General features: G+C 36.1%; 16 protein-coding genes. 14 read left to right on the top strand and 2 right to left on the bottom strand.

Annotation, left to right across the window (positions count from 1 at the left end; all coding sequences use genetic code 11):
• Nucleotides 1–496 (bottom strand): gamma-glutamyltransferase (locus tag BZK14_RS01930; RefSeq protein ID WP_171973617.1); only part of this gene is annotated, 496 nt, incomplete at its 3' end.
• A 211-nt stretch (nucleotides 497–707) separates the two neighbouring features.
• Here BZK14_RS01930 and gpmI point away from each other — a divergent pair.
• From gpmI to BZK14_RS01890, 7 genes are all read left to right on the top strand, one after another.
• Nucleotides 708–2,240: a 2,3-bisphosphoglycerate-independent phosphoglycerate mutase gene (gpmI, locus tag BZK14_RS01925; protein WP_077924919.1), complete on the top strand. Its 1,533-nt coding sequence runs from the start codon at nucleotides 708–710 to the stop codon at nucleotides 2,238–2,240.
• 24 nt (nucleotides 2,241–2,264) lie between these two features.
• Nucleotides 2,265–3,632 (top strand): S41 family peptidase, encoded by a 1,368-nt coding sequence (locus BZK14_RS01920; RefSeq protein WP_245831120.1) that lies wholly within the window; start codon nucleotides 2,265–2,267, stop codon nucleotides 3,630–3,632.
• Nucleotides 3,633–3,895: 263 nt separating this feature from the next.
• On the top strand, nucleotides 3,896–6,715 hold the full coding sequence (gene uvrA / locus BZK14_RS01915; protein WP_077924918.1) for an excinuclease ABC subunit UvrA: 2,820 nt from the start codon (nucleotides 3,896–3,898) through the stop codon (nucleotides 6,713–6,715).
• 34 nt (nucleotides 6,716–6,749) lie between these two features.
• The gene (locus BZK14_RS01910) at nucleotides 6,750–7,193 is read left to right on the top strand and encodes a hypothetical protein (protein ID WP_077924917.1); all 444 of its coding nucleotides are present in this window, start codon (nucleotides 6,750–6,752) and stop codon (nucleotides 7,191–7,193) included.
• 10 nt (nucleotides 7,194–7,203) lie between these two features.
• Nucleotides 7,204–8,226: a branched-chain amino acid aminotransferase gene (locus BZK14_RS01905; RefSeq protein ID WP_077924916.1), complete on the top strand. Its 1,023-nt coding sequence runs from the start codon at nucleotides 7,204–7,206 to the stop codon at nucleotides 8,224–8,226.
• A gap of 419 nt (nucleotides 8,227–8,645) precedes the next feature.
• Nucleotides 8,646–11,513 carry a TonB-dependent receptor domain-containing protein gene (locus tag BZK14_RS01895; protein ID WP_077924915.1) on the top strand — a complete coding sequence of 956 codons (2,868 nt, stop codon included), beginning with the start codon at nucleotides 8,646–8,648 and terminating at the stop codon, nucleotides 11,511–11,513.
• 422 nt (nucleotides 11,514–11,935) lie between these two features.
• A complete protein-coding gene (locus tag BZK14_RS01890; RefSeq protein ID WP_077924914.1) occupies nucleotides 11,936–15,418 on the top strand; it encodes a pyruvate carboxylase in 3,483 nt (1,160 codons plus the stop codon).
• 97 nt (nucleotides 15,419–15,515) lie between these two features.
• Here the strand turns inward: BZK14_RS01890 and BZK14_RS01885 are convergent, their stop codons facing one another.
• Nucleotides 15,516–16,964: an MFS transporter gene (locus tag BZK14_RS01885; protein ID WP_077924913.1), complete on the bottom strand. Its 1,449-nt coding sequence runs from the start codon at nucleotides 16,962–16,964 to the stop codon at nucleotides 15,516–15,518.
• A 120-nt stretch (nucleotides 16,965–17,084) separates the two neighbouring features.
• On the opposite strand from BZK14_RS01885, the gene BZK14_RS01880 reads away from it, so the two are divergent.
• From BZK14_RS01880 to BZK14_RS01850, 7 genes are all read left to right on the top strand, one after another.
• Nucleotides 17,085–17,654, top strand: a complete 570-nt coding sequence (locus tag BZK14_RS01880; protein WP_077924912.1) for a TetR/AcrR family transcriptional regulator — start codon at nucleotides 17,085–17,087, stop codon at nucleotides 17,652–17,654.
• Between the two features lie 26 nt (nucleotides 17,655–17,680).
• Nucleotides 17,681–18,193 (top strand): hypothetical protein, encoded by a 513-nt coding sequence (locus BZK14_RS01875; RefSeq protein WP_077924911.1) that lies wholly within the window; start codon nucleotides 17,681–17,683, stop codon nucleotides 18,191–18,193.
• A gap of 5 nt (nucleotides 18,194–18,198) precedes the next feature.
• Entirely contained in the window at nucleotides 18,199–19,101 is a 903-nt protein-coding gene (murQ, locus tag BZK14_RS01870; protein ID WP_077924910.1) for an N-acetylmuramic acid 6-phosphate etherase, read from the top strand.
• Between the two features lie 6 nt (nucleotides 19,102–19,107).
• Nucleotides 19,108–20,256: an anhydro-N-acetylmuramic acid kinase AnmK gene (anmK, locus tag BZK14_RS01865; RefSeq protein ID WP_077924909.1), complete on the top strand. Its 1,149-nt coding sequence runs from the start codon at nucleotides 19,108–19,110 to the stop codon at nucleotides 20,254–20,256.
• A 362-nt stretch (nucleotides 20,257–20,618) separates the two neighbouring features.
• Entirely contained in the window at nucleotides 20,619–22,502 is a 1,884-nt protein-coding gene (rpoD, locus tag BZK14_RS01860; RefSeq protein ID WP_077924908.1) for an RNA polymerase sigma factor RpoD, read from the top strand.
• Between the two features lie 79 nt (nucleotides 22,503–22,581).
• Nucleotides 22,582–23,559, top strand: coding sequence for a tRNA dihydrouridine(20/20a) synthase DusA (dusA, locus tag BZK14_RS01855; protein ID WP_077924907.1), 978 nt, complete (start codon nucleotides 22,582–22,584; stop codon nucleotides 23,557–23,559).
• Nucleotides 23,560–23,609: 50 nt separating this feature from the next.
• Nucleotides 23,610–25,123: YdgA family protein (locus BZK14_RS01850; RefSeq protein ID WP_077924906.1), on the top strand; the 1,514-nt coding region annotated here is incomplete at its 3' end.

The raw sequence follows: 25,123 nt of genomic DNA, 5'->3' as shown, positions 1-25,123 counted from the left end.
TGGCAGGATTTAAGATCTTATCTGGCGATTGAGAGCCATATTTTTCTAAAGCATATGATAAACCTGCGACTGTACCCGGAACACCTGAAGCGCTCAGAGAGGTTAAAGATCGATTAGGGATAATATTGCCGTTTTCATCAAGATACATATTGCGAGATGCAGCGTTAGGTGCAACTTCACGAAAATCTATGGCAGTTGTCTGTCCATCTGCTAAATGTATTAGCATAAAACCACCACCGCCAATATTGCCTGCTTGAGGATGTGTGACTGCTAAAGCGTAGCCAACAGCAACAGCTGCATCAATAGCATTACCACCATTTTTGAGAATATCTAAACCTATTTGAGTGGCGAGAGGTTCTTGAGAAACCACCATGCCTTGTTTTGCAAAAATAGGATGAAATGCTTCGCCTTCTACACCATAATTAACTTGTGCATAGCAGAGCCCTGAAGCGCTGATGATACCAATTGCAAGCAAAGAACGTAATGAATCAACCATATAAACCTCCCAAGTTTTAATATTTTTATAGTGATTATTTCTATGATGGTTATGAATAATCATCTTGATCATAATTGAAATTAATTTAAAAAAATATATTTAAAATTATAACCGAGTACTTTATAGGCAAATGATTCCTGAAAGGCTGAGGATAATTCATTATAATGATGAAATTTGACTGATTTGTATCATTAATCTAAAGGGATCTACAATGAATAAAGCGCCAAAACCTGTTGTTCTATGTATTTTGGATGGTTGGGGTTATCGCACAGAAGTAAAAAACAATGCCATTATGGCAGCTGAAACACCAAATTTTGAAGAGTTCAAAACTGTGGGTGCCTGTACATTATTGAAAACATCTGGTTTAGCTGTGGGTTTGCCAGATGGGCAAATGGGCAACTCAGAAGTGGGCCATATCAATATTGGGGCGGGACGAGTTGTTTACCAAGATTTAACACGTATTACTAAAGCATTTGAAGAAGATGAATTTGTAAAAAATCCTGTGGTAGTAAAAACATTGGGTGATTTAAAAGCAAGTGGCAAGGCCTTACACATTTTTGGTTTGTTATCAGATGGTGGCGTGCATGCAGATGAGGCTCATATTCATGGCTTAATTAAAGTAGCTGCAGAATTAGGTTTAACAAAGATTTATCTACATGCATTCTTGGATGGTCGTGATACGCCACCACGTTCAGCGCAAACTTATATCGAAAGAGCAGAAGCCGTATTTAGCAATACAAAAGTAGGTCGTTTTGCAACAATCATTGGTCGTTACTTTGCGATGGATCGTGATAATCGTTGGGAGCGTGTTGAACAAGCTTATGATCTATTGAGCCAAGGGAAAGGTGAATTCCATGCAAATTCTGCAATGGAAGGTTTAAAAGCTGCTTATGATCGCAATGAAAATGACGAATTTGTAAAAGCGACAGTGATTGGTGAAGCTGTAAAAATGGAAGATGGTGATGCTGTTATGTTCATGAATTTCCGTTCTGATCGCGCGCGTGAAATCACATATCCATTTACAGAAGATGATTTTGAAGGTTTTGTGCCTAAATATCGTCCTAAATTATCTCATTATGTTTGCTTAACACAATATAAAGATACCATTCATGCAGAAATTGCATTCCCACCACAATCATTGGTGAATGGTTTAGGCGAAGTATTGGCTAAACATAATTTAACGCAATTGCGCTTGGCTGAAACTGAAAAATATCCTCACGTAACTTTCTTCTTCAATGGTGGCCGTGAGCAAGTATTTGCAGGTGAAGATAGAATTTTGGTTAACTCACCAAAAGTGGCAACATATGATTTACAGCCAGAAATGAGTGCGCCAGAAGTTGCTGATAACTTAGTGGAAGCAATTTTATCTCAAAAATTTGATGTGATCATTTGTAACTTTGCAAACCCAGATATGGTTGGTCATACAGGTGTTTTTGATGCGATTGTAACTGCTGTAGAAACAGTGGATGAATGCATGGGCAGAGTTTATGATGCAGTATTGGAAGTGGGCGGTGAGTTATTAGTGACAGCCGATCATGGTAATGCTGAATTAACATGGGATGATAAAACAAATCAGCCACATACTGCTCATACAACAGGACCTGTACCATTCATTTATTTAGGCCGTCCTGCTGCATTGTCACCAGATGGTGCATTGAAAGATATCGCTCCAACGATTTTACACTTGTTGGGTGTGGAACAACCCGCAGAAATGACAGGGCAAAACTTAATCCATTTCAAATAATATAATTAAACGGAGAAATTCAGGATGAGAAAGTTTCAAAAATCCTTGGTAGCAGTTACGTTATTGTCATTGTTATCTTTTGCTAATAGTGAAAGCATGGCATTGACGATTGAACAACCGAAGGTTGTTGTGCCTAATGTTAGTGAAGAAGTGATAGAGAATGCTGCAACAGCAAATTTACCTGTTCAGCAGTTATTGTTATTCGTCAATGTTTTTGAACAGTTGCGTGCTAATTATGTTGAAGAGGTCACAGAAGAAACTTTGGTCAATAATGCCATTAAAGGTATGTTGAGCGGATTAGATCCTCATTCTGAGTTTTATGATTCTGAATCATATAAAAAAGTTCAAGAGTTTACAACGGGATCATTTGCAGGCTTGGGTGTTGAAGTTGTGAGCGAAGATGGCTTGATTCGCATCATTTCTCCAATGGATGGTTCACCTGCTAAAAAAGCGGGTATTCAAGCAGGAGATTTGATCATTAAAATTGATTCGACGGCTGTACAGTCTATTGATGTTGCGAAAGCAGTTGATATGTTAAAAGGTGAACCGGGTACAGAAGTTGTATTGACAATTATTCGTGAAAGTGAACGCTCACCATTAACAATTCCTGTAGTTCGCGATGTAATTAAAACAGAGAGCATCAAAGGCGAGTTGATTGATAATGAGTTTGGTTATATTCGCTTGAGCCAGTTTCAAGAACGATCAGCTGAAGAGATGAAAACAGCGATTGATGACTTAAATAAACAAGCAATGGCAAAAAAAACAACTGTTAAAGGGTTGATTTTAGATTTACGTAATAACCCAGGTGGTGTATTAGATCAAGCAGTAGAAATTTCAGATCTCTTTTTAGAATCAGGTTTAATTGTTTACACACAAGGTCGTGATCCTGCTTCTCGTATTGATTTTGTGGCAAATCCTGGTGATATTTTAGAGGGAGCACCTTTAGTTGTATTAATTAACGGTGGCTCGGCATCTGCTTCTGAAATTGTTGCGGGGGCGATTCAAGATCAACGTCGAGGAATCATTGCGGGTGAAAAAAGCTTTGGTAAAGGTTCTGTGCAATCTGTTGTTAATTTAGCCAATGGTCAAGGAATGAAATATACGACAGCCTTATATTATACGCCAGAAGGTCGCTCTATTCAGGGTGAAGGTATTTCTCCAAATATTGAATTATTATCGTTAAATGTTGATTCAGAACGTAATTCTAACTTTATTCGTGAAGAAAATTTAGCAAAACGTTTAAATAAAGGTTCTGATAAAGAGCAAAATATTACAACATTTGCACAATCAGAGAAAGCTCGTGGATTGGCTATTTCAGATAATCAATTGTATGAAGCATTAAATTTGCTTAAAAGCTTGATTTTTGTAAAAGATGTTTTAGAAACTCAATAAGTTGATCAATATGAAGGCTGCTTCGGCAGTCTTTTTATTTTGGGGCAAATTTTATGTCTAATATTTTTGAAATTATTTGGCATTTTTTGAGTGATATATTATTTGAGTATTCTCGAATTTTTAGATGGTGCGTATTCATTATTTTTGTAGGCGCTATGGTTTATTACTTTTATTATCAAGTATGATAATTGGTTTAGTGAAAATTGGCTGATGGCTTCGTGTAAAATAGCCAGAGTTAGTTTGAGGTCTTTTTGAGAGTCAATATGGAAAATATTACGGTTCAAGGTGCGCGCACGCACAATTTAAAAAATATCAGTTTAACCTTACCTCGCAATAAACTCATTGTGATTACAGGGTTATCAGGTTCTGGTAAATCCTCTTTAGCATTTGATACTTTGTATGCTGAAGGGCAAAGACGTTACGTTGAATCGTTATCCGCTTATGCTCGCCAATTCTTATCGATGATGGATAAACCAGATGTTGACCATATTGAAGGTTTATCGCCAGCGATTTCGATTGAGCAGAAATCAACATCGCATAACCCACGTTCTACAGTAGGAACAGTGACAGAAATTTATGACTATTTGCGCTTATTATTTGCGCGAATTGGTACACCACATTGTCCAACACATCATTTAGCTTTGCATGCACAAACTGTGAGCCAGATGGTGGATCAAGTTTTGAATCTCCCTGAAGATTCTCGCATCATGCTGTTAGCGCCTGTGATCCGTGATCGTAAAGGTGAGCATGTTAAATTAATCGAAGGCTTGAAATCACAAGGTTATTTGCGTATCAGAATTGATGGCGAAGTTTACGAAATCGATGAGTTACCTGAAATTAATCCTAAACAAAAACACAGCATTGAAGTGGTGATTGATCGCTTTAAAGTTCGTCCTGATATTACTCAGCGTATAGCTGAATCGATGGAAACAGCCTTAATATTATCATCAGGCTTAGTTTATGCGGTGGATATGAATGATCCATCCATTATGCTGCAATTCTCCGCAAATTATGCCTGCCCTGAATGTGGCTTTTCATTGCCTGAATTAGAGCCGAGATTATTTTCATTCAATAATCCAACAGGTGCTTGCCCGAGCTGTGATGGTTTGGGCGTGAGCCAATATTTTGATCCCACAAAAGTGATCACAAGTGATGAATTATCCTTAGCAACAGGTGCTGTACGCGGTTGGGATAAAAAAGCTTTTTATTATTATTCAATGATTTTGTCATTGGCAAAACATTATAAATTCGACCCTGAAATTCCTTTCAGAGAATTGCCTGACAATATCCAAAATGTCATTTTAAATGGTAGTGGTAAAGAAGAAATTGACTTTGAATATTATGATTCGAATGGCAAAGTTGTTAAAAGAACGCACGCATTTGAAGGAATTTTACCAAATTTAGATCGCCGTTATCATGAAACAGATTCACAAAGTATGCGTGAAGAATTAGCAAAATACTTAACTTCTCGTCCTTGTACAGCTTGTGGTGGTGCGCGTTTGAATGAATCTGCACGGAATGTATTGATCCATGATCATGCCATTAACCAAGTAACATCGATGTCTATTGATGATGCTTTGAATTGGTCATCTACGTTGACATTAACAGGTGCTAAAGCTGAAATTGCTGATAAAATTTTGAAAGAAATTACCGAACGATTAGGTTTCTTAGTCAATGTTGGTTTGGATTATTTGAATTTATCTCGCTCAGCAGAAACCTTATCAGGTGGCGAAGCACAGCGCATTCGCTTGGCATCACAGATTGGTGCAGGTTTAGTGGGCGTAATGTATGTATTGGATGAACCATCGATTGGTTTACATCAACGTGATAATGAACGATTACTGAATACATTGATTCATCTGCGTGACTTAGGCAATACCGTGATTGTGGTAGAGCATGATGAAGATGCTATTCGTGCGGCTGATTATGTTGTGGATATTGGCCCTGGTGCGGGTGTTCATGGCGGTGAAGTTGTCGCTGAAGGTAATGTGAAAGAGATCATGGCTGTACCTGAATCTTTAACAGGGCAATATTTATCGAAGAAAAAAGAGATTGCAGTACCAAAAGAGCGTGCTAAAAATGATCCTGACAAGCAATTATCTATCATTGGCGCAACAGGCAATAACTTAAAAGATGTGAGCGTGAATATTCCTGTGGGTTTATTAACGTGTGTTACAGGTGTTTCAGGTTCAGGTAAATCAACATTGGTGAATGATACGTTGTATCCATTTACAGCTAATGCTTTGAATCGTGCTAGCCAAGAAGTTGCACCGGTGAAAGAAATCAAAGGTTTAGAACACATTGATAAAGTGATCAATATTGATCAAAGCCCGATTGGCCGAACACCAAGATCAAACCCTGCAACATATACAGGTTTATTTACGCCGATTCGTGAACTCTTTGCAGGTACGGCAGAATCTCGTGCGCGTGGCTATACTGCGGGGCGATTCAGTTTTAACGTTAAAGGTGGGCGTTGCGAAGCATGTCAAGGAGATGGCTTAATTAAAGTTGAAATGCATTTCTTGCCAGATGTTTATGTGTTATGTGATGTTTGTAAAGGTAAGCGCTATAATCGTGAAACTCTGGATATTCAATACAAAGGTAAAAATATCAGTGAAGTGCTGGATATGACAGTGGAAGATGCTTGTGAATTTTTCTCTGCAATTCCTGTGATTCATCGCCGATTATCTACATTGATGGAAGTTGGCTTAAGTTATATTACGCTTGGGCAAAATGCTACAACATTATCAGGCGGTGAAGCGCAGCGTGTTAAATTATCACGAGAATTATCAAAGCGTGATACAGGTAAAACATTATATATTTTGGATGAGCCAACAACGGGTTTGCATTTTCATGATATTGCTCAGTTATTAACTGTGATTAATACATTGCGTGATCAAGGTAATACTATTGTAATTATTGAACATAATTTAGATGTGATTAAAACAGCTGATTGGATTATTGATTTAGGTCCTGAAGGCGGTTATAAAGGTGGTATGATAATTGGTGAAGGAGCACCAGAAGATATTGCCAATAATCCTAAAAGTGCTACAGGACGCTTTTTAAAAGATTTTTTGCTATAACGTTTGCCATTCAAATGGATAAAGAAGAGACTATATGAAAAGATTGCCGATGACTAAACCAGCCATTAAAACAAAATACAGTGATTTAGTTGGACAAATTGAAATTGATTGGGAAGGACGAATCGCGAGTTTAGCTGCGCTTTGTCGTGAACATAAAATAGATATGGATAAATACTATCTGATTGGTTTTGGTTTTATGAGTTTTGAATCTGATTATGTGACATGTAAAGCAGTGCTCATTGATGGCACCAAATATGGTACAACTTTTAAGGAAGTTGAAGAAAATGTTGCGCAGTTACATTCTGTAGATGCGATACAGAAAATTTTAAGAATTAACTATGCAGAGCTTGAAAAATATATTAAACATATTAATGCTCTATTATTTACAGATATAGGTGTAATGATAGGCGAGGTGAATATTATTGATAGCTTGGAAGATCAAACTTTTGATGATGATCTTCCACAATATAGTTTATAAGGATAATAGAATGTCAAAAACAGTTGATATTGATTGGGAAAATTTAGGTTTTGATTATATTCAAACACCGTATCGTTTTTTAGCAAAGCATGTGAATGGTGCTTGGCAAAAAGGTGAATTGACAGAAGATCCTAATCTGCATATTCATGAAGGATCAACAGCTTTGCATTATGGTCAGCAATGTTTTGAAGGTATGAAAGCTTATCGCACAAAAGATGGTAGCATTCAATTATTCCGTCCTTATGAAAATGCGCGTAGAATGAATGACAGTGCTCGTCGTTTACGCATGCCACAAATTCCAGAAGAGATGTTTGTGGAAGCGATTAAAGAAGTTGTGCGTGCGAATGAAGCTTATGTACCACCTTATGGTACAGGTGCTTCTTTATACATTCGCCCGTTATATATTGGTGTTGGTCCAAATATTGGTGTTAAGCCTGCACCAGAATTTATTTTTACAGCATTTTGTATGCCAGTTGGCCCATATTTCAAAGGCGGATTAGTACCGACTAATTTTGTTATTTCTGACTATGATCGTGCAGCACCAATGGGCACAGGCGCATCAAAAGTTGGTGGTAACTATGCGGCAAGTTTATTACCAGGTTACGAAGCGCATGAACGTAATTTCTCAGATTGTATCTATTTAGATCCTGCAACACACACTAAAATTGAAGAAGTAGGTTCTGCTAACTTCTTTGGTATTACAGCGGATAATAAATTTATTACGCCAATTTCACCATCCATTTTGCCAAGCATTACTAAATATTCTTTATTGCAGATTGCAAAAGAGCGTTTAGGCATGGAAGCAATTGAAGGTGATGTTTATTTATCAGAGTTGGATCAATTTGTGGAGGCGGGCGCCTGTGGTACGGCGGCTGTTATTTCGCCAATTGGTGGAATTCAAACGCAAGATAAATTCCATGTGTTCTACAGTGAAACAGAAGTTGGGCCAATCACAACTAAGCTCTATAACGAGTTAGTTGGCATTCAATTTGGTGACATAGAAGCGCCAGAAGGTTGGATTGTTAAGGTTTAATGCTTAATATAACTTTAAGTTATAAATAATCGCAATCATGAAAACCAGCATATTTGCTGGTTTTTTTTGTGTCTATTAGTTAAACCAATAATCTTGCATGGCTTGAAGGAATTCTTTCGTAATGGGGAATCCTGAGGCTGATCCTATGACTGAATCTATATCACAAGTGGGACATAATGCTGTATCTTCATGATCACACCAAAATTCTATATTTTTATAATCAAATATATCAAGACAATAAAAAACAGCCACAGAACTCACTATTTCTTAGAATACATCTATTGAATATATAGAAAACCTATGATTATTATGAATAAAATTAATTAAAATATATTTATTACTATTTGTTTTAATTTATTATTTGCAAATGATTATCATTAGCAATAATATGTCCTTCTTTTAAATCTGAAGGATGATGTATGTTTCATTTGAATAAATATTATTTATGTATCGCTAGTCTTTCTAGTTTATCTTTAATGGTTATTCATCCTGCAATCGCTGATACTGAAAGTAATTCTAAAGTTAAAAAAGAAGTAATGGACTTAGGTGCTGTTGTTGTTACATGGGCACCAAATGATTCAGATGAAGTTGGCTATGAAAATGTTTATGCAAGAGATGTATCATCGGTTTATAGGGGTAAAGCAGAATTAGATCGAGCAAAAGGATTATCTCCTGCTGATATGTTAAAAGGAATGACGGGTGTTTATAGTGGTGATTCGCGTAATAGTGGGGCGCTTGATGTTAATATCCGAGGCATTCAAGGACAAGGTCGAGTGCCTGTGACTATTGATGGCACAGAGCAAAGTATTTCAGTATATCGTGGTTATTTTGGTGTCAGTAATCGCAATTACTTAGATCCTAGTTTAATCAGTAGCATTACTGTAGAAAAAGGTGGATCATTATCAACAGATGTCAAAACATCTGTTGGTGGTGGTGTTGCCATGAAAACATTAGGTATTGATGATGTTGTGGCAAAAGATGAGAAATTTGGTATAGATTTTACAATGGATACTGGTACAAATACGACTAGGCCAAGGTTGCCTGATTTATCACCATTGGGAACAGATTATCGAGATAGTCCAGATAAAATTGGTGGTCGTGTTGAAACACATCCTAATTTATTGAGAGATCCTAAAAAACGTGGCAAATCATCCGATATGTTTAATTTAAAAGATGGTTCCTTTAGAATTGCAACAGGTTATCGTGGCGAAATTTTTGATTTAATGGGCGCGATCAGTTATCGAAAGCAAGGTAACTATTTTTCAGGCAAACGAAGTGCATCATCTTATTATCAAAATGTTACAGATAATAATGTATATATGCCAAATGTTGCAGATATTTATGCACCTGGTTCAGAAGTTTTGAATACATCTAGTGAGAATCGATCATTTTTACTCAAAAATACTTGGTATTTGCCGGATGATCAACGCTTATTGTTATCTGCTCGCCATAGTATTATCGAACATGGGGAATTAATGCCTTCTAGAATTATTAGATATAGTGATGGCGGTATACAACAATGGCCGATTGGTAAGATTAATCAGCGTGCTTATAGTGCACAATATAAGTGGAATCCTGAAGATAATCCATGGATTGATACTAATATTAATCTTTGGAAGACAATCACAAATAGCAGAACTTATACAGGTGCAGGGTATGTATTTGACTTAGAAACTACAGATTGGATGTGGGATTGGTGTCGTGGCCAAAATGGTGGAGATGTCAGTACTTGTGATCGAGATGATAAGTCACATATCTATAAAAATACATCTTTAGCGCATGCTAAAGATAATCGTTGGGGAATTACAGCAAATAATACAATGATCTTTTGGGATAATCTTAAATTTACGGCAGGCATTGATCATCAAAAAGAAAAGTTGAGATCTGATACTAAAACCCGAGAAGGTAGACGTAGAGAAACAAATTTAATGTTTAATTTTGAATGGCAGCCTATTTCGAGTGTTACGATTAATGCAGGTGTGCGTAGAAATTCTTACTCATCTTTTGATGATCGGTTAGCAGAAGGCCGTCGTAATCAAGAATCTGATTTTGCTCGTAAAAACCTAAGTGCGATTAAAATGACCTATGATCGCGTAGTGAGCCAGGATGAATATAGTTTTTATAATAAAACTGAAGATATGTACCAAAAAATGACTCCTCAGGAACAGATGGATTGGTGGGTAAATAATCGAGAAGATTGGGCGAAATATTTTAAATTAAAAGAAGCAATTACAGGTAATAAAGGAAAAATCAGAGAAGACTTTATTTATTCACAACGTGAAGATGGTCGCTATTATCAAGCAGATAATCCTCATTTGAATGGCACAGTATCAAAAAATAAAGTGATTAATCCTGTGACAGGAGAAGAAGTGGATGAATATACTTATTTTTCCAGTCAGCAGCATAGTTTAGGCAAAGCAAAAGATCAATTTGCTGCAGTTAAGAAAAAAAGAGGCCATGCATGGTCTCCTGTATTTTCAATTGGTTGGGATATGACTGATAATTCTCGATTATATGCACGTTATGCAGAAGATAAACGTTTCCCAAGTATGTTTGAAGATACTGTTGGCTTTACAACTGGTGTGAGAGATTTTGTAACATTGAAACCTGAAAAATCTCGTAACATTGAGTTTGGTTATATTTATGATTTGTCATGGTTGCCGAATGTTCAAGCTGCTGATATTAAGCTAAGTTATTATGATATGAAATTGAATAATGTCATAGAGCGAGATGTTGATATGTTTATATCTCAAATTGATGAACAACGCTCAAAAGGATTGGAATTACAAGCAAGATATTCTGATGGTAAATACTTTGCTAACGCAGGTGTTAACTATAATCTTAAGAATAAAACGTGTGATGAGTCTTCTTCTATGGCATTAGACCCAACTGGCAACTTCCCAAGATGTGTGGATGGTGGTTTTCCTATTGGTTTCTTGAGAACAAGCATGGTGCCTAAATATAGCTTTAGTTTAACATTGGGCGGTAAGTTTTTTGGTGATAAGCTAGAAGCAACCACGAGCCTTAATTATCATAGTAAAGCTAGAAACAAACAAGAAAAAGAGATGTTTAATAGTGGAAGATTACAGGGTATGGATAATAATCCTATCCGTTGGAATTCTGCTTTATTAGTGGATGCATCTTTATCTTATAAAGTGGATAAGAACTTCACGCTCACATTTTCCGGTCACAATTTAACGAATCAATATTATATTGATCCATTAACGAGATCATTTATGCCTGCACCAGGTCGTACATTTAGGATAGGTTTTACAGGACATTTCTAAAAATAAGTCAGAATTATTTAAATTATTATTATAAAAATTAGAAAACCAGTTTTAAAAACTGGTTTTTTTGTTAATTGACCATGTCGTATTTTTAAGAACATTAAAAAAAATATAAAGAATTAAAATGCTATTAATCTATGTTTAATGCAATTTTGTTTTGTTTAATGCCACTAGAAAAATTATGTAGTTTTGTTTTTTTAGTGATTTATACCTATTGATATTCTATATAAATATACCTATATATTTGATATTAAATATAATATATATTTAGTTTTTCGCTACATTAAAACTACTTTTTGACTGTTTCATATAAAGGTTCTTGTTGGTCAAGTGTCTGGTGTCAGGATTGAATATTTTTATTAACTCCATTATAAAAGTATGGCAGAGAGTTTTAAAGTTAATCATTTTTCTAAGGATAGATTATGAATATTCACGCGGCATCTGAGCTACAACTAGATCGTAAAATTAAAAAATTATTGATCGCAAACCGATCAGAGATTGCAATTCGAATTATGCGTGCAGCATCCGAATTAGGTATCAATACTGTAGCGATTTATTCAGAACAAGATATTAAAGCTGTTCACCGTTATAAAGCAGATGAAAGTTATTTGGTGGGGTTAGGTAAACCACCGTTGGCAGCATATCTGGATATTCAAGACATTATCCGAATTGCAAAAGAATCAGGTGCAGATGCGATTCATCCTGGTTATGGTTTCTTGGCTGAGAACCCAGAATTAGCTAAAGCATGTAAAGAGAATGGGATTATTTTTGTTGGGCCTGATCAACGCATTTTAGAATTATTGGGCAATAAAGTTTCTGCACGTAACTTGGCAGTTTCTGCGGGTGTACCTGTGATGCCTGCATCTAAACCTTTACCTTATAATGATGAGGAAGCTTTAAAAATTGCAGAAGAAATTGGCTATCCAGTGATGTTAAAAGCAAGCTGGGGTGGTGGTGGCCGTGGTATGCGTGTTGTGGAAGATGCAAATAAACTATTAGACGCAATTGAAGTTGCACGACGTGAAGCAAAAGCTGCTTTTGGCAATGATGAGGTTTATTTAGAAAAATTAGTTGTGCATGCGCGTCATGTGGAAGTACAAATTCTTGGTGACCAAGCTGGCAACATTGTTCATTTATTTGAACGTGACTGTACTGTACAACGTCGTCATCAAAAAGTTGTGGAACGTGCACCAGCACCATATTTGGATGATAAATTGCGCGCAGAAGTTTGTAGCTATGCTGTACAAATTGGTAAAACAGCAGGTTATGAAAATGCGGGTACTGTTGAGTTCTTGATGGATGCAGACACTCAAAAATTTTATTTCATTGAAGTGAATCCTCGTATTCAAGTAGAGCACACTGTAACAGAAGCAATTACAGGTGTTGATATTGTTAAAGCGCAAATTGGGATTGCAGAAGGTCTAAACATTGGTGATGCACTTTTAGAAGTGCCTATGCAGGATCAGATTAAAATGACAGGTGCGGCTTTACAATGTCGTATTACTACAGAAGATCCAGCCAATGGCTTTGTACCTGATCATGGTGTGATCAATGCTTATCGTTCACCAGCGGGTTTTGGTATTCGTCTAGATGGCGGTACTGCGTATGCTGGTGCTGTGATTACACCTTACTATGATTCCTTGCTCGTTAAAGTTACAACTTGGGGTAGAAATAGTGCGGAAGCAATTTATCGTATGGATCGTGCTTTACGTGAATTTCGTGTACGAGGTTTAGCAACAAACTTATTATTTGTTGAAAATGTGATTAATCATCCGTTATTTATCAATGGTGAATGTATTACACGTTTCATTGATGAAACACCTTCATTATTTCAATTCCCAGTGCGTCGCGATCGTGCAAGCTACCTTTTGAAATATTTATCTGAAGTTCAAGTGAATGGTAATCCTGAAGTGGAAGGTCGTGAGATTCCTAAACATTTTGCAACGCCAGTTCTACCCAATGTAAAAGCTCGTGCTGAGGATCAAAATGTTAAAGGTTCCAAAATTATTTTAGATGAATTGGGTGCAAAAGGTTTCAGTGATTGGATGCTGAAACAAAAAGAAGTTTTGATCACTGATACAACTATGCGTGATGCGCATCAATCACTGTTTGCAACACGTGTTCGTAGTTATGATTTGTTAAAAATTGCACCAGCTTATCAAGAGTTATTGCCGCAGATGTTTTCTATGGAGTGTTGGGGCGGTGCGACATTTGACGTTGCAATGCGTTTCTTGAATGAAGATCCATGGGAGCGTTTAGAGAAATTACGTGAAGCAATGCCAAACATTTTATTACAAATGTTGATTCGTGGTGTGAATGGTGTCGGTTATACAAGTTATCCAAATAATGCAATTAAGTTCTTTGTGGAACAAGCAGCGAAAAAAGGGATTGATCTTTTCCGTGTATTTGACTCATTGAACATCATTGATAATATGCGTTACTGCATGGATTCTGTGATTGATACAGGTAAATTGTGTGAAGCGGCGATTTGCTATACATCTGACATTCATGATGGAGCACGTCCTAAATATCAATTAGAATATTATGTGAAACTTGCTAAAGAACTTGAGAAAGCGGGTGCACATATTATTGCGATTAAAGATATGGCTGGATTATGTCGTCCATTGGCAGCAAAAGAATTAGTTACCGCATTGAAAAATGAAATTGGTTTACCTATTCATTTCCACACACATGATACTTCTGGCATTTCTGGTGCAAGTGTATTGGCGGCGATTGAAGCTGGTGTAGATGCGGTTGACGTTGCAATGGATAGTTTCTCAGGTTTAACAAGCCAGCCACCCATGGGATCAATTTTGCGTGCTTTAGAGCATACAGATCGTGATCCAAAAATGAACTATGATGCAATCACTCAAATTTCTACATACTTTGAAGGTGTTCGTTCATTGTATGCACCATTTGAGTCAGGTGTTCGTTCAGGAACATCAGATGTTTATCGTCACGAAATGCCTGGCGGACAATACACAAACCTAAAAGAACAGGCGCGTAGCATTGGCTTAGAATCTCGTTGGGATGAGGTTGCAAAAGCCTATTCTGATGTGAATACTTTATTTGGTGATATTGTTAAAGTTACGCCAAGCTCTAAAGTTGTGGGTGATATGGCTTTGATGATGGTGACACAAAATCTAACAGCGGAAGATGTAAAAAATCCTGAACGTGAAATTGCATTCCCAGCATCAGTTGTTGGTTTATTCAATGGTGAATTGGGGATTCCACAAGGAGGATTGCCAGCAGATTTAACGAAGAAAATTTTACAAGGTAAACAGCCTGAGGTAACTAATGCGGGTAGCCAGTTACCAGAAATTAACTTTGATGCATTGCGTTTCGAGTTAAGCAATAAGTTTAAATATAACGTTTCAGATACAGACTTAGCATCTTATGTGATGTATCCAAAAGTATTCAGTGATTTTGTAAAATTCCGTTATGAATATGGTGATGTTTCTATCATTCCAACGAAGAATTATTTCTATCCAATGGCAGAAGATGAAGTATTCTCTGTACAGTTAGAAAAAGGTAAGGACTTATTGATCAGTATGCTTGTAGTTTCTGAACCTGATACAAAAGGTGAATGCCAAGTATTCTATGAGTTGAATGGTGAACAGCGCATTTTTAAAACTTTGAAAAAAGGTTTGGAAGGTATTGGCGCAAAACGTGTGAAAGCAGAAGCTGGAAATAAAAACCAAATTGGCGCACCAATGCCAGGTATGATCGGCTTAATGCGAGTAAAAGTTGGTGATAATGTGAAAGAAGGTGATGCATTATTGACAATGGAAGCGATGAAGATGGAAACAATTCTACGTTCAGAAAAAATTGGCGTAGTAAAAAATGTCTATGTTCAAGCAGGCGATACTGTCGATGCAGGTGATTTATTGATTGTGATTGAATAAACACTTTATAAATTAATGCTGAAGTTTGAAAGCCACTGAATAGAATCAGTGGCTTTCTTTTATTGAAATCTGAACACTTAACTGACTGACCATCGGTCTATGTTGTTTGAGTTGGCTTAATGAATAAACAAATGATAACAATCATTGCTGAGATAGCAGCACCAAACATTGCAATATTAAAGCCATAAGCCCAAGCTGACTGAATATGATTAATGGAAATATCTACTGAGATTATTCCTTGTGTAATAGCATCATCCACAATATTTTTATGGTTGGGGAAGGATGATTGCAACGCTTTTATTGCACTAGAAGTCATGATTGCACCCAATAATGCAATAGAAATAGCCATACCTGTTTGCCTAAAGGCATTCATGATGGAGGAAACTGATCCAATTTTATCTTTTGGTGCATCTTTTAAAGTTAATAAACTGACAGCAGGAATAGAAATCCCCATGCCAATGCCCATTAAAAACATACTGACAGCGATGATAGAATAATGGCTGTGTGGCGTGAATTGAGCCATTATCAGCGCGGAAATGACTATTAAAACAAATGCAACTAAGAGTAAGGTTTGTACTTTAATGTGTTTAGCAATTTTACCATAACCCATTGCAAATAAACCCATTGCAATAAACTCAGGTGCTAATCGAAAGCCTGTTTCAATCGCGCTATAGCCTTGTGCATTCTGAAAGAATAAGGAAAGAAAGAAAATATTGCTGTAGGTTGCAAAGCCAATAACGAAGGAAGCAATATTATTACGGCTAAATTCCCAAGATTTAAACAGTGATAACGGCACTAATGGTGTTGTGACTTTGCTTTCCCAAAGAATGAACAGGATAAAAGCAATCAAAGATATGGCAAAAATTGTAAGTAAAAACAGTAAGGAAGGTGATTGTGATAACTCAATTAACCCAAAAGTTAAAGTGCCTAACATAATCATCGTTAATAATTGGCCAAGGGGATCAAGCGAGATATTAGGATTCTTGGGTTCAGGTCTGATTGCATATGTACTCAATATAATGATTAATAAACCTATCGGGATATTGATGGAGAAAATCGTTGACCAGCCTAAATAGTTCACTAAAATCCCACCCATCATTGGGCCAACAATTAACGCAATTGCGGTAGAAGATGACCAAATACCTACCATTTTATTACGCATATGATGATCAGTAAATGTCATCATAATGATTGCCATAGCGCCTGGAATTAAAGCTGCACCACCAATCCCTTGAGTGATTCTGCCAATAATTAACCATAGATTATTTTGGGATAGGGCACAAATGATGGAACCTATTGTGAAAATGATTACACCAATATTCCATATCTGTTTCTTACCAAATCGATCGCTCATAATGCCTGATGATAAAATCAATGCGGATAATGTGAGTGCGTATGCATCTACAATCCATTGTAAATCTGTCATGGATGAATTTAAGTCTTGTTGAATGGCTGGTAATGCAACATTAACAATGCTGATATCTAAAGTCACCATAAAGGAACCTAACGAAACAGCAATCATGGTGAATAGTTCTTTGCGAGTCATTTGAGAATATTTCCTATTTAAGTAATGATTTGCATTATATGAAACGACTGACCGTCGGTCAATGTGCTTTTAAAATAAATAAAAGGTACAATGTGAAACAGTTTAAATGCAGGAAAACCTATGAAAGTCACAAAAACTTATGATGAAAGACATGCCGAAATTCTAGAAATTTCTTTACAACTATTCATAAAGCAAGGCATGAAAGAAACTACTGTGAATGATATTGTCAAAGCGGTTAATATTGCTAAGGGCACTTTCTATCATTATTTCGAATCTAAAGACGATTTGATTTTGATGTTGCGTGCAAATTATATGCGAGGATTTTTAGCATTGACAGCCGATTACATCGCTCAATGTAAAAGTAGTGATTGGCATGGGAAAATTCATGCATGGTGCATGGGCAGTATTCAACATTATTATGATCATAAAGAAGAGCATGATGCTTTGTTTCACCAAAATCACCATGTGGAGGATCGACAAGATCGCACAACGATTGTGAGATTTTTAGAATCTTTAATCATTGAAGGTAATGACGTGAAGGCTTGGCAGGTTGAGTCACCAGATTTAGCTGCACTTCTAATTTATCATGGCATGCATTTAGCATTAGATGAATGTAAAAACGATGACTTTGATTCATTAAAGGAAATAGCTGAGCGTTTTTATCAATTATTCATTAAAATGTTAGCTTAATCACTCATCACGATTGAGGGAATGCTATGAAAAAATATTGGCAAATCATTTTGGCTTCGACAATATTTGTATGTATGGCCACCTTTGCGCAATCCATTACGCCTGATATGCGAAATTTTTTACGTTTAGCTGTTGATAAAAATGGTGATCAGAGAGGTTATACAAAAGAAGATATCGAGCGATATTTTAATGTATCACTGACCAGACAAGGCAAAAAATATTTTTCTAATCGTGCACTGCCAAATAATCCTAATCAATCTGTTTTTGAATACTCCACGAATAAAGGAAATAGATATTTAACTTTTTATTTTGAAGAGCCTGTGGAAACGTTTGAGCAATCAATTAGCAAATTACGGGATTACAAGTCAGCATGGTTTGAGCGCGAGCAGGCGAATGGTTTACCTATTTACTATTTTGCGGGTAAAAATCCTAGTGAATACATCAAAACGCGTAAACTCTATATCAGAATATATGAATGTTCTGATAAACCTCAAGATCGCTGTATCCGTAAAGCCCAGCTCATTTTTGGACAAAGATAATACTTATGGCACACAATAACGTTAAAAATTTACTCACTGAGCAGCGCAATAATCTAAGTACTAATATTGATCAAATGAGTATATTAGAAATGGTTCAGCTCATGAATCATGAAGATCAAAACATCATCAATGCTATTGCTAATGTGACAAAATCCATTGCTTCAGCTGTTGATATGATTGCAGAAGTAATACAAAAAGGTGGCCGTTTAGTTTACATTGGTGCAGGGACATCAGGTCGCTTAGGTGTCTTAGATGCGTCAGAATGTCTGCCAACATTTGGTGTCGGCGAAGAAACAGTGATCGGTATTATTGCAGGTGGAGATCAAGCTTTGCGTAATCCTGTTGAAAATGCTGAAGATAATAGAGAAGCTGTGATTACAGATTTACAAAATATCAATTTCAATCACAAAGATATTTTGTGTGCCATTGCTGCATCTGGCAGAACGCCATATTGTGTATCAGGTTTGGAATATGCTAAGCAATTAGGAGCAAAAACTATTGCATTAGCATGCACAGAATACAATCCAATGTTTGAAATTTCTGATACCAATATTCCCATTTTAGTAGGTGCAGAAGTCATTACTGGTTCCACTCGCTTGAAAGCAGGTAGTGCACAAAAGATGGTTTTAAATATGCTCACAACTTGCAGCATGATCAAAATTGGTAAAACTTACGGAAATTTAATGGTGGATGTTAAGCCAACCAATGAGAAATTACATCATCGTGCAGTTAATATGCTCGCTACAATTTTAGATATTGATGATGAAACTGCAGAAGATTTATTGAAGTCTGCACATAATCATGTAAAAACTGCTATTTTAATGTATTTAAAATCTGTGAATTATGATCAAGCTATTGAACTTTTAGCAAACAATCAATCACGTTTATCAGAAGCATTAAAGGATTAATCGGGTATGGCTTATGCAATTGGCATGATGTCTGGTACATCGTTGGATGGGATTGATGTTGCGTTAGTTGATTTATCAGGTTGCGATGAAAATACAACTTGTGAATTGATTCATTATAAAAGTTATCCTTATGATTCAGTCACACAACAAGAAATTTTAGCAGCAAGCCATATTGAAACATCCAATGTTGCCTTAATATGCTCATTGAATTTTAAATTAGGCAAATTATACAGTGAAGCTGTAACTCAATTTTTGAAAGAATTCAATGTTCAATCGCCGCTGGAATTCATCGCCATTCATGGGCAAACGATTCACCATTTACCAAATCCTACTAACGGATTAACGCATTCCACTTTACAAATTGGTGATCCTGCTCAATTAGCGTTTGATCATAAAACAATAGTGGTTTCTAATTTTCGCCCAATGGATATGATTGCAGGTGGTAATGGCGCACCATTGGTGCCTTATACAGAATATTTATTATTTCGAGATTCTCAAAAAAATCGAGTTTTGCAAAATATAGGGGGCATTGGCAATGTGACAGTTTTACCTAAAAACTGTACAGAAGATGAAATCTTTGCCTTTGATACAGGCCCAGGCAATATGATGATCAATGCTGCAATGCAATATTTTTTTCAAAAAGATTATGATGATCGCGGTAACGTAGCTAAACAAGGAAAAATTATTCCGGAGCTCTTGAAAAATCTACAATCGCACCCATACTTTGATAAGCTTCCACCAAAGGCAACCGGTAGAGAGCTCTTTGGCGAGGATGTTGTGAATAAAATTTGCGTACATTATCATCAATTTCCTAACGATGTTATTCATACATTAACTGAACTAACAGCGTGGAGCATTGCTGATAGTTACCAAAAATTTATTATGCCAAAATTAGTCATTGATGAAGTTATTATTGGTGGTGGAGGTGCGTATAATCAATTTTTAATGGATAGATTAAGTTATAATCTACCCAATATAACTGTTAAGAGACAAGAAGATATTGGACTTTCGAGCGATGCTAAAGAGGCCATTGCCTTTGCAATTTTAGGTAACCAAACCATACATAGTCGTCCGAGCAATTTAATGAGTGCGACTGGTGCAAAGATACCCGTCATATTGGGTAATATCACACCAAATCCATGGAATTTTAAATAGGGCATCAGAATTGTGAAAAATTTCTTATACTTAATAGTAACAGGGGCCATATTTCCTCTATACGCTTGCAGCGACAGCAATGAGTCTGCTAATCGTCACTATGCAGTGGAGCAGAAAAAACAACTGGAAGTTCAGCTGAATCAAAGCTTAGACAGAAATATGGAAAAGTTAGAGTCGCAAAATGAGTATTAAATTAAGTTTATTTTAGCGTTTGAGGTTGAATAAATAATAACCATTGTATAACACATGGAATTGGCATGTAGGCCACTGAAATTTTACTTCTTAGGCAGTTATTATACTGTGCTAAATATGGTATAATACTAAATTGCGTTTTTTACATTATTGGGGTTATCGGAATTCATATGAGCAAGCAAACTGCTTTAACTGTTACAGAACAACAAGAACGTATTAAGGAACTGATCGCTCAGGGTAAAGAGCAAGGTTACTTAACGTATGCTGAAATCAACGATCACCTTCCTGAAGATATTATAGATCCAGAACAGATAGAAAGTATTATTTCTATGATCTCAGAGATGGGCATCAAAGTTAGCGATGAAGCTCCCGATATGGACAGTTTATTATTAACCAATGATTCTATTGGCTCTGATGATGATGCTGTAGACGAAGCAGCAGCTGTATTAGCTAATATCGATAGTAGTGAGATTGGCCGAACAACAGATCCTGTTCGTATGTATATGCGTGAAATGGGAACAGTAGATCTTTTATCTCGTGATGAAGAAAAATCTATCGCCATTCGTATTGAAGAAGGATTAAATAATTCTCTTTTGAATTTAGCAAATTTCTACCCAGCGGTAGATCTATTGATTCAACGATATGAAGAAACTTTGGGTGCAGATCAACGTTTAGGAGATATTGCAACAGGTTTTGTAGATGCAAGTTATTATTCGGAAATTGTTGAAGATAAAGACGACGAAGAATTAGAAATTGTAGATGATGAGGCACCAGCAGAAGATATCGAAGAAGATGAAGAGTCTGAAAGCGGTAGCGCTGCAGCAGCAGAAACAGGGCCAAATAAAGAACTCTTTGCTGAAAAAATTGCAGAATTAAAAGCAATCATTGCAGAAATCGATGCACTGCGTGCTAATAAACGTAAGAAAAATGTGGAAGCTTTGATTACAGAAGCTCAAGAGCGCTTAAAAAGTAAATTTATTGAATTTAGATTAGCGCCCAAAATGCAAGAAGATATGGTTCTTTTGTTAAAAAATACCATCGATCAAATTCGCCCGCTTGAACGTAAAGCGATGAAAATCTGTATTGCAATGAGTAAAATGCCTCGTGAAGATTTTATCAAAGGCTTTCCTGGCAATGAAACTAATAAGGAATGGTTTGAAGAAGTTTCATCAAGCAAGGCTAAATATGCAAAAGCATTGGCTGAAAATAAAGATGAAATGTTTAAAATCCAAGATGCATTGTTTGAAATTGAAAAGGCACATGGTTTAACAATTTTTGCCATTAAAGAAATTAACCGTGAAATTTCCATCAATGAGGCGAAAGCTAAACGTGCTAAACGCGAAATGATTGAAGCAAACTTACGTTTGGTAATTTCAATTGCTAAGAAATATACAAACCGTGGTTTACAGTTCTTGGATTTGATCCAAGAAGGTAATATTGGTTTGATGAAAGCCGTTGATAAATTTGAATATCGTCGTGGTTTTAAATTCTCTACATATGCAACATGGTGGATTCGTCAGGCAATCACTCGTTCAATTGCGGATCAGGCACGTACAATTCGTATTCCTGTACATATGATTGAAACAATTAATAAGTTGAATCGTATTTCTCGTCAAATGTTACAAGATATGGGTCGTGAGGCAACGCCAGAAGAATTGGCAGAAGCTATGGGCTTACCTGAAGATCGTATCCGTAAAGTATTGAAGATTGCTAAAGAACCAATCTCAATGGAAACGCCAGTTGGTGATGATGAAGATTCACATTTGGGTGATTTCATTGAAGATACTGGTATGGTTTCTCCATTGGAAGCAGCAACAAGTGTTGGTTTAAGTGAAGCAACTCGTGAAGTATTAGAAAGCTTAACACCACGTGAAGCTAAAGTATTGCGTATGCGTTTCGGTATTGATATGAATACTGATCATACTCTAGAAGAAGTGGGTAAACAGTTTGATGTAACGCGTGAACGTATTCGTCAGATCGAAGCTAAAGCATTGCGTAAATTGCGTCATCCAAACCGTTCTGAAAGCTTACGTAGCTTCTTAGACAACGAATAGTATTAAGCTATTATTTTTCAATAATTATCAATATACTAAAACCTCTTAAGAGATTAAGAGGTTTTAATTTTTTTAGAATATGAAAGACTATCATCGTTTTAGCGTAGCCCCCATGCTGAATTGGACAGATCGCCACTGTCGTTATGTTTATCGTTTAATGACAAAGCACAGCTTGTTATACACCGAAATGGTGACAACAGGTGCAATTTTGCATGGCGATGAAAACCACCATTTGTTCTATAGCCCCGAAGAAAACCCAGTGGCATTACAATTGGGTGGCTCTGATCCTGTAGATTTAAAAGCTTGTGCAAAAATTGCAGAAGATTATGGTTATACAGAAATCAATTTAAACTGTGGTTGCCCATCAGATCGTGTGCAAAAAGGCCGTTTTGGCGCATGTTTAATGACTGAGCCTGAGTTGGTAGCAGAATGTTTTGATGCAATGCAATCGGCTGTAAAAATTCCTGTAACCATTAAGAACCGTATCGGGATTGATCATCAAGATGATTATGAGTTTTCACATCGGTTCATAGAGACCATAAGCAAAGCAGGCTGCGAGACCTTTATCGTGCATGCACGTAAAGCTTGGCTATCAGGATTATCGCCCAAAGAAAATAGGGAAGTACCGCCTTTAAATTATGATCGTGTGTATGAATTAAAAAATAATTTTCCACACTTAAATATTTTATTGAATGGCGGCATTCAATCACCTGAAGAAGGCTTGAATGTGATGCAAAATTTGGATGGGGTGATGCTTGGCCGAGCAGTATATCATTCTCCATTTATTTTAAATGATGTAGACCATTTATATTTTGGCACAGAAAAATCTGAACAGTCTCCTTTTGATCTTTTGGCAGAATTAAAGCCTTATGTGGAAGAAGAACTTTCTAAAGGCGCACGCTTACACCATATTGGCCGACATATTTTGGGATTATTTAATGGTATTCCTAAAAGCCGACAATGGCGACGCTACTTAAGTGAAAATATGTTTACAGACCAAGCAGAATTTAATATTTTTGAAGAAGCTGTGAAAAAAAGTTTTGACAGAACGCTTTAAATTCGTTCGTTATGATATTATATAGCGCAATTTAACCAAGGAAAATATATATGAAAAAAACCGTTTTAGCAGTTGCTTTACCATTGATCATCTATGGCTGTTCTGATAACAATAGTGCACCCATTGCAGAAAAATTTACAAGTTTTGAGAAAAACTACTTAGCTGCAACAAATACTGTCATTCAACAGTCAGCAGATTTCAGTATGGGAACAATGACATACACTGCTAAATTAGATCAAGCAGATGATAAAATTATATTAAAAGATAACTTTAATTATTCTGAAAACCAAAATCGTGTATTAATTCAATATAACTTTTCATCTGATGCAAATGTTGATTTAGCAAAATATAATGTTAAAGATGGTGTTGCAAAAATTGTTGGAACTACAAATGGTAATATTACTGTAGAAATTCCTCAAACTGGTGATAAAGTCGTCATTGATAACATTTTAGCCAATGCTAAATACGAAGGCGAATTGAATGAAAAGAATAAAGCATTTGGTTACACAGCAAAAGTTGAGAATAATACAGTACCTGTATTAGTTTCTGATACAAAAGTTGCTGAATTTACACTGACTGATTTAAATAATAATCTAGCTATTCATTTCAACGATGATTATAGTGCAGTTAAATCATTTAAATCCAACTTTGATGGTAAAGGATTAAACTTAAAATTAGTTGGTCCTCTTGCTGAAGAAATTCAAGCTACAGTTGATGCAACAAAATTAATGAGCACTTCTGAATATATTGCAAGCCCATTAAAATATGCAGCAACAGCAACAGTTGCTACATTAGATCTTGAATTTAAATCAGGTAAAGATTCAGGCAAGGCAAAATTAAGTAATTTAGAAGCAAAAACATCCTTACAAGAAAATAATGAAATGATTTCAGCTAATGTTGCTTATAACATTGGTGGAATTAATATTGTTAAAAATCAATCAGCCGCTCTTGATTTTGGTTCACTTTTCGTATCAACAGACATCAAAGGCATTAAAAATATCAAAAATTGGAAAGATTTAATCGAAAAAGCAAATGCATTATCAACTCAAGATCCATCTGATATTGATGAAGCAGAAGCAGTTAACTTCTTAAAAGATATCGCAAATATCTTTACAAAAGATACGCGCATTGAATCAGTCATCGAAAATAAATTAACAATTGGTGATGCTGTTAAAGTAGAAGTTGCTTTCCAAGGTAGTGAAGCTTTAGTTTCAGCTCTACAACAAGGACCAGAAGCAATCACTGCATCATTTGAAGGTAAAAGCCCTGTTGAATTAATTGATACATTCATCACAGAATTTAAATTCAAAGGTACTATTACTGAAGATTACATGATTGCTCAATATGAAAAATTCTTAACTTTGAATGGACAAGATACTTCAAAAGCAAAAGATGAAGTCAAAGGTGGCGTTCAAATGGTCATGATGTTAGTCGCAATGCAAACTGCACCATTGGGAGTTTCTCCTGTTAAATTTGAAGAAGGTACATTATTCATCGATATCGCATTCAAAGATGGAAAATGGAATATCAATGGTACAACATTAACAACTGCTGAAATTTTTGC

The organism is Wohlfahrtiimonas larvae (assembly GCF_002006755.1).
In the GTDB taxonomy this organism is placed as follows: domain Bacteria; phylum Pseudomonadota; class Gammaproteobacteria; order Cardiobacteriales; family Wohlfahrtiimonadaceae; genus Wohlfahrtiimonas; species Wohlfahrtiimonas larvae.
Note: the sequence above shows the minus strand (reverse complement) of the source record. Positions and strands in the feature narration are given on the sequence as shown.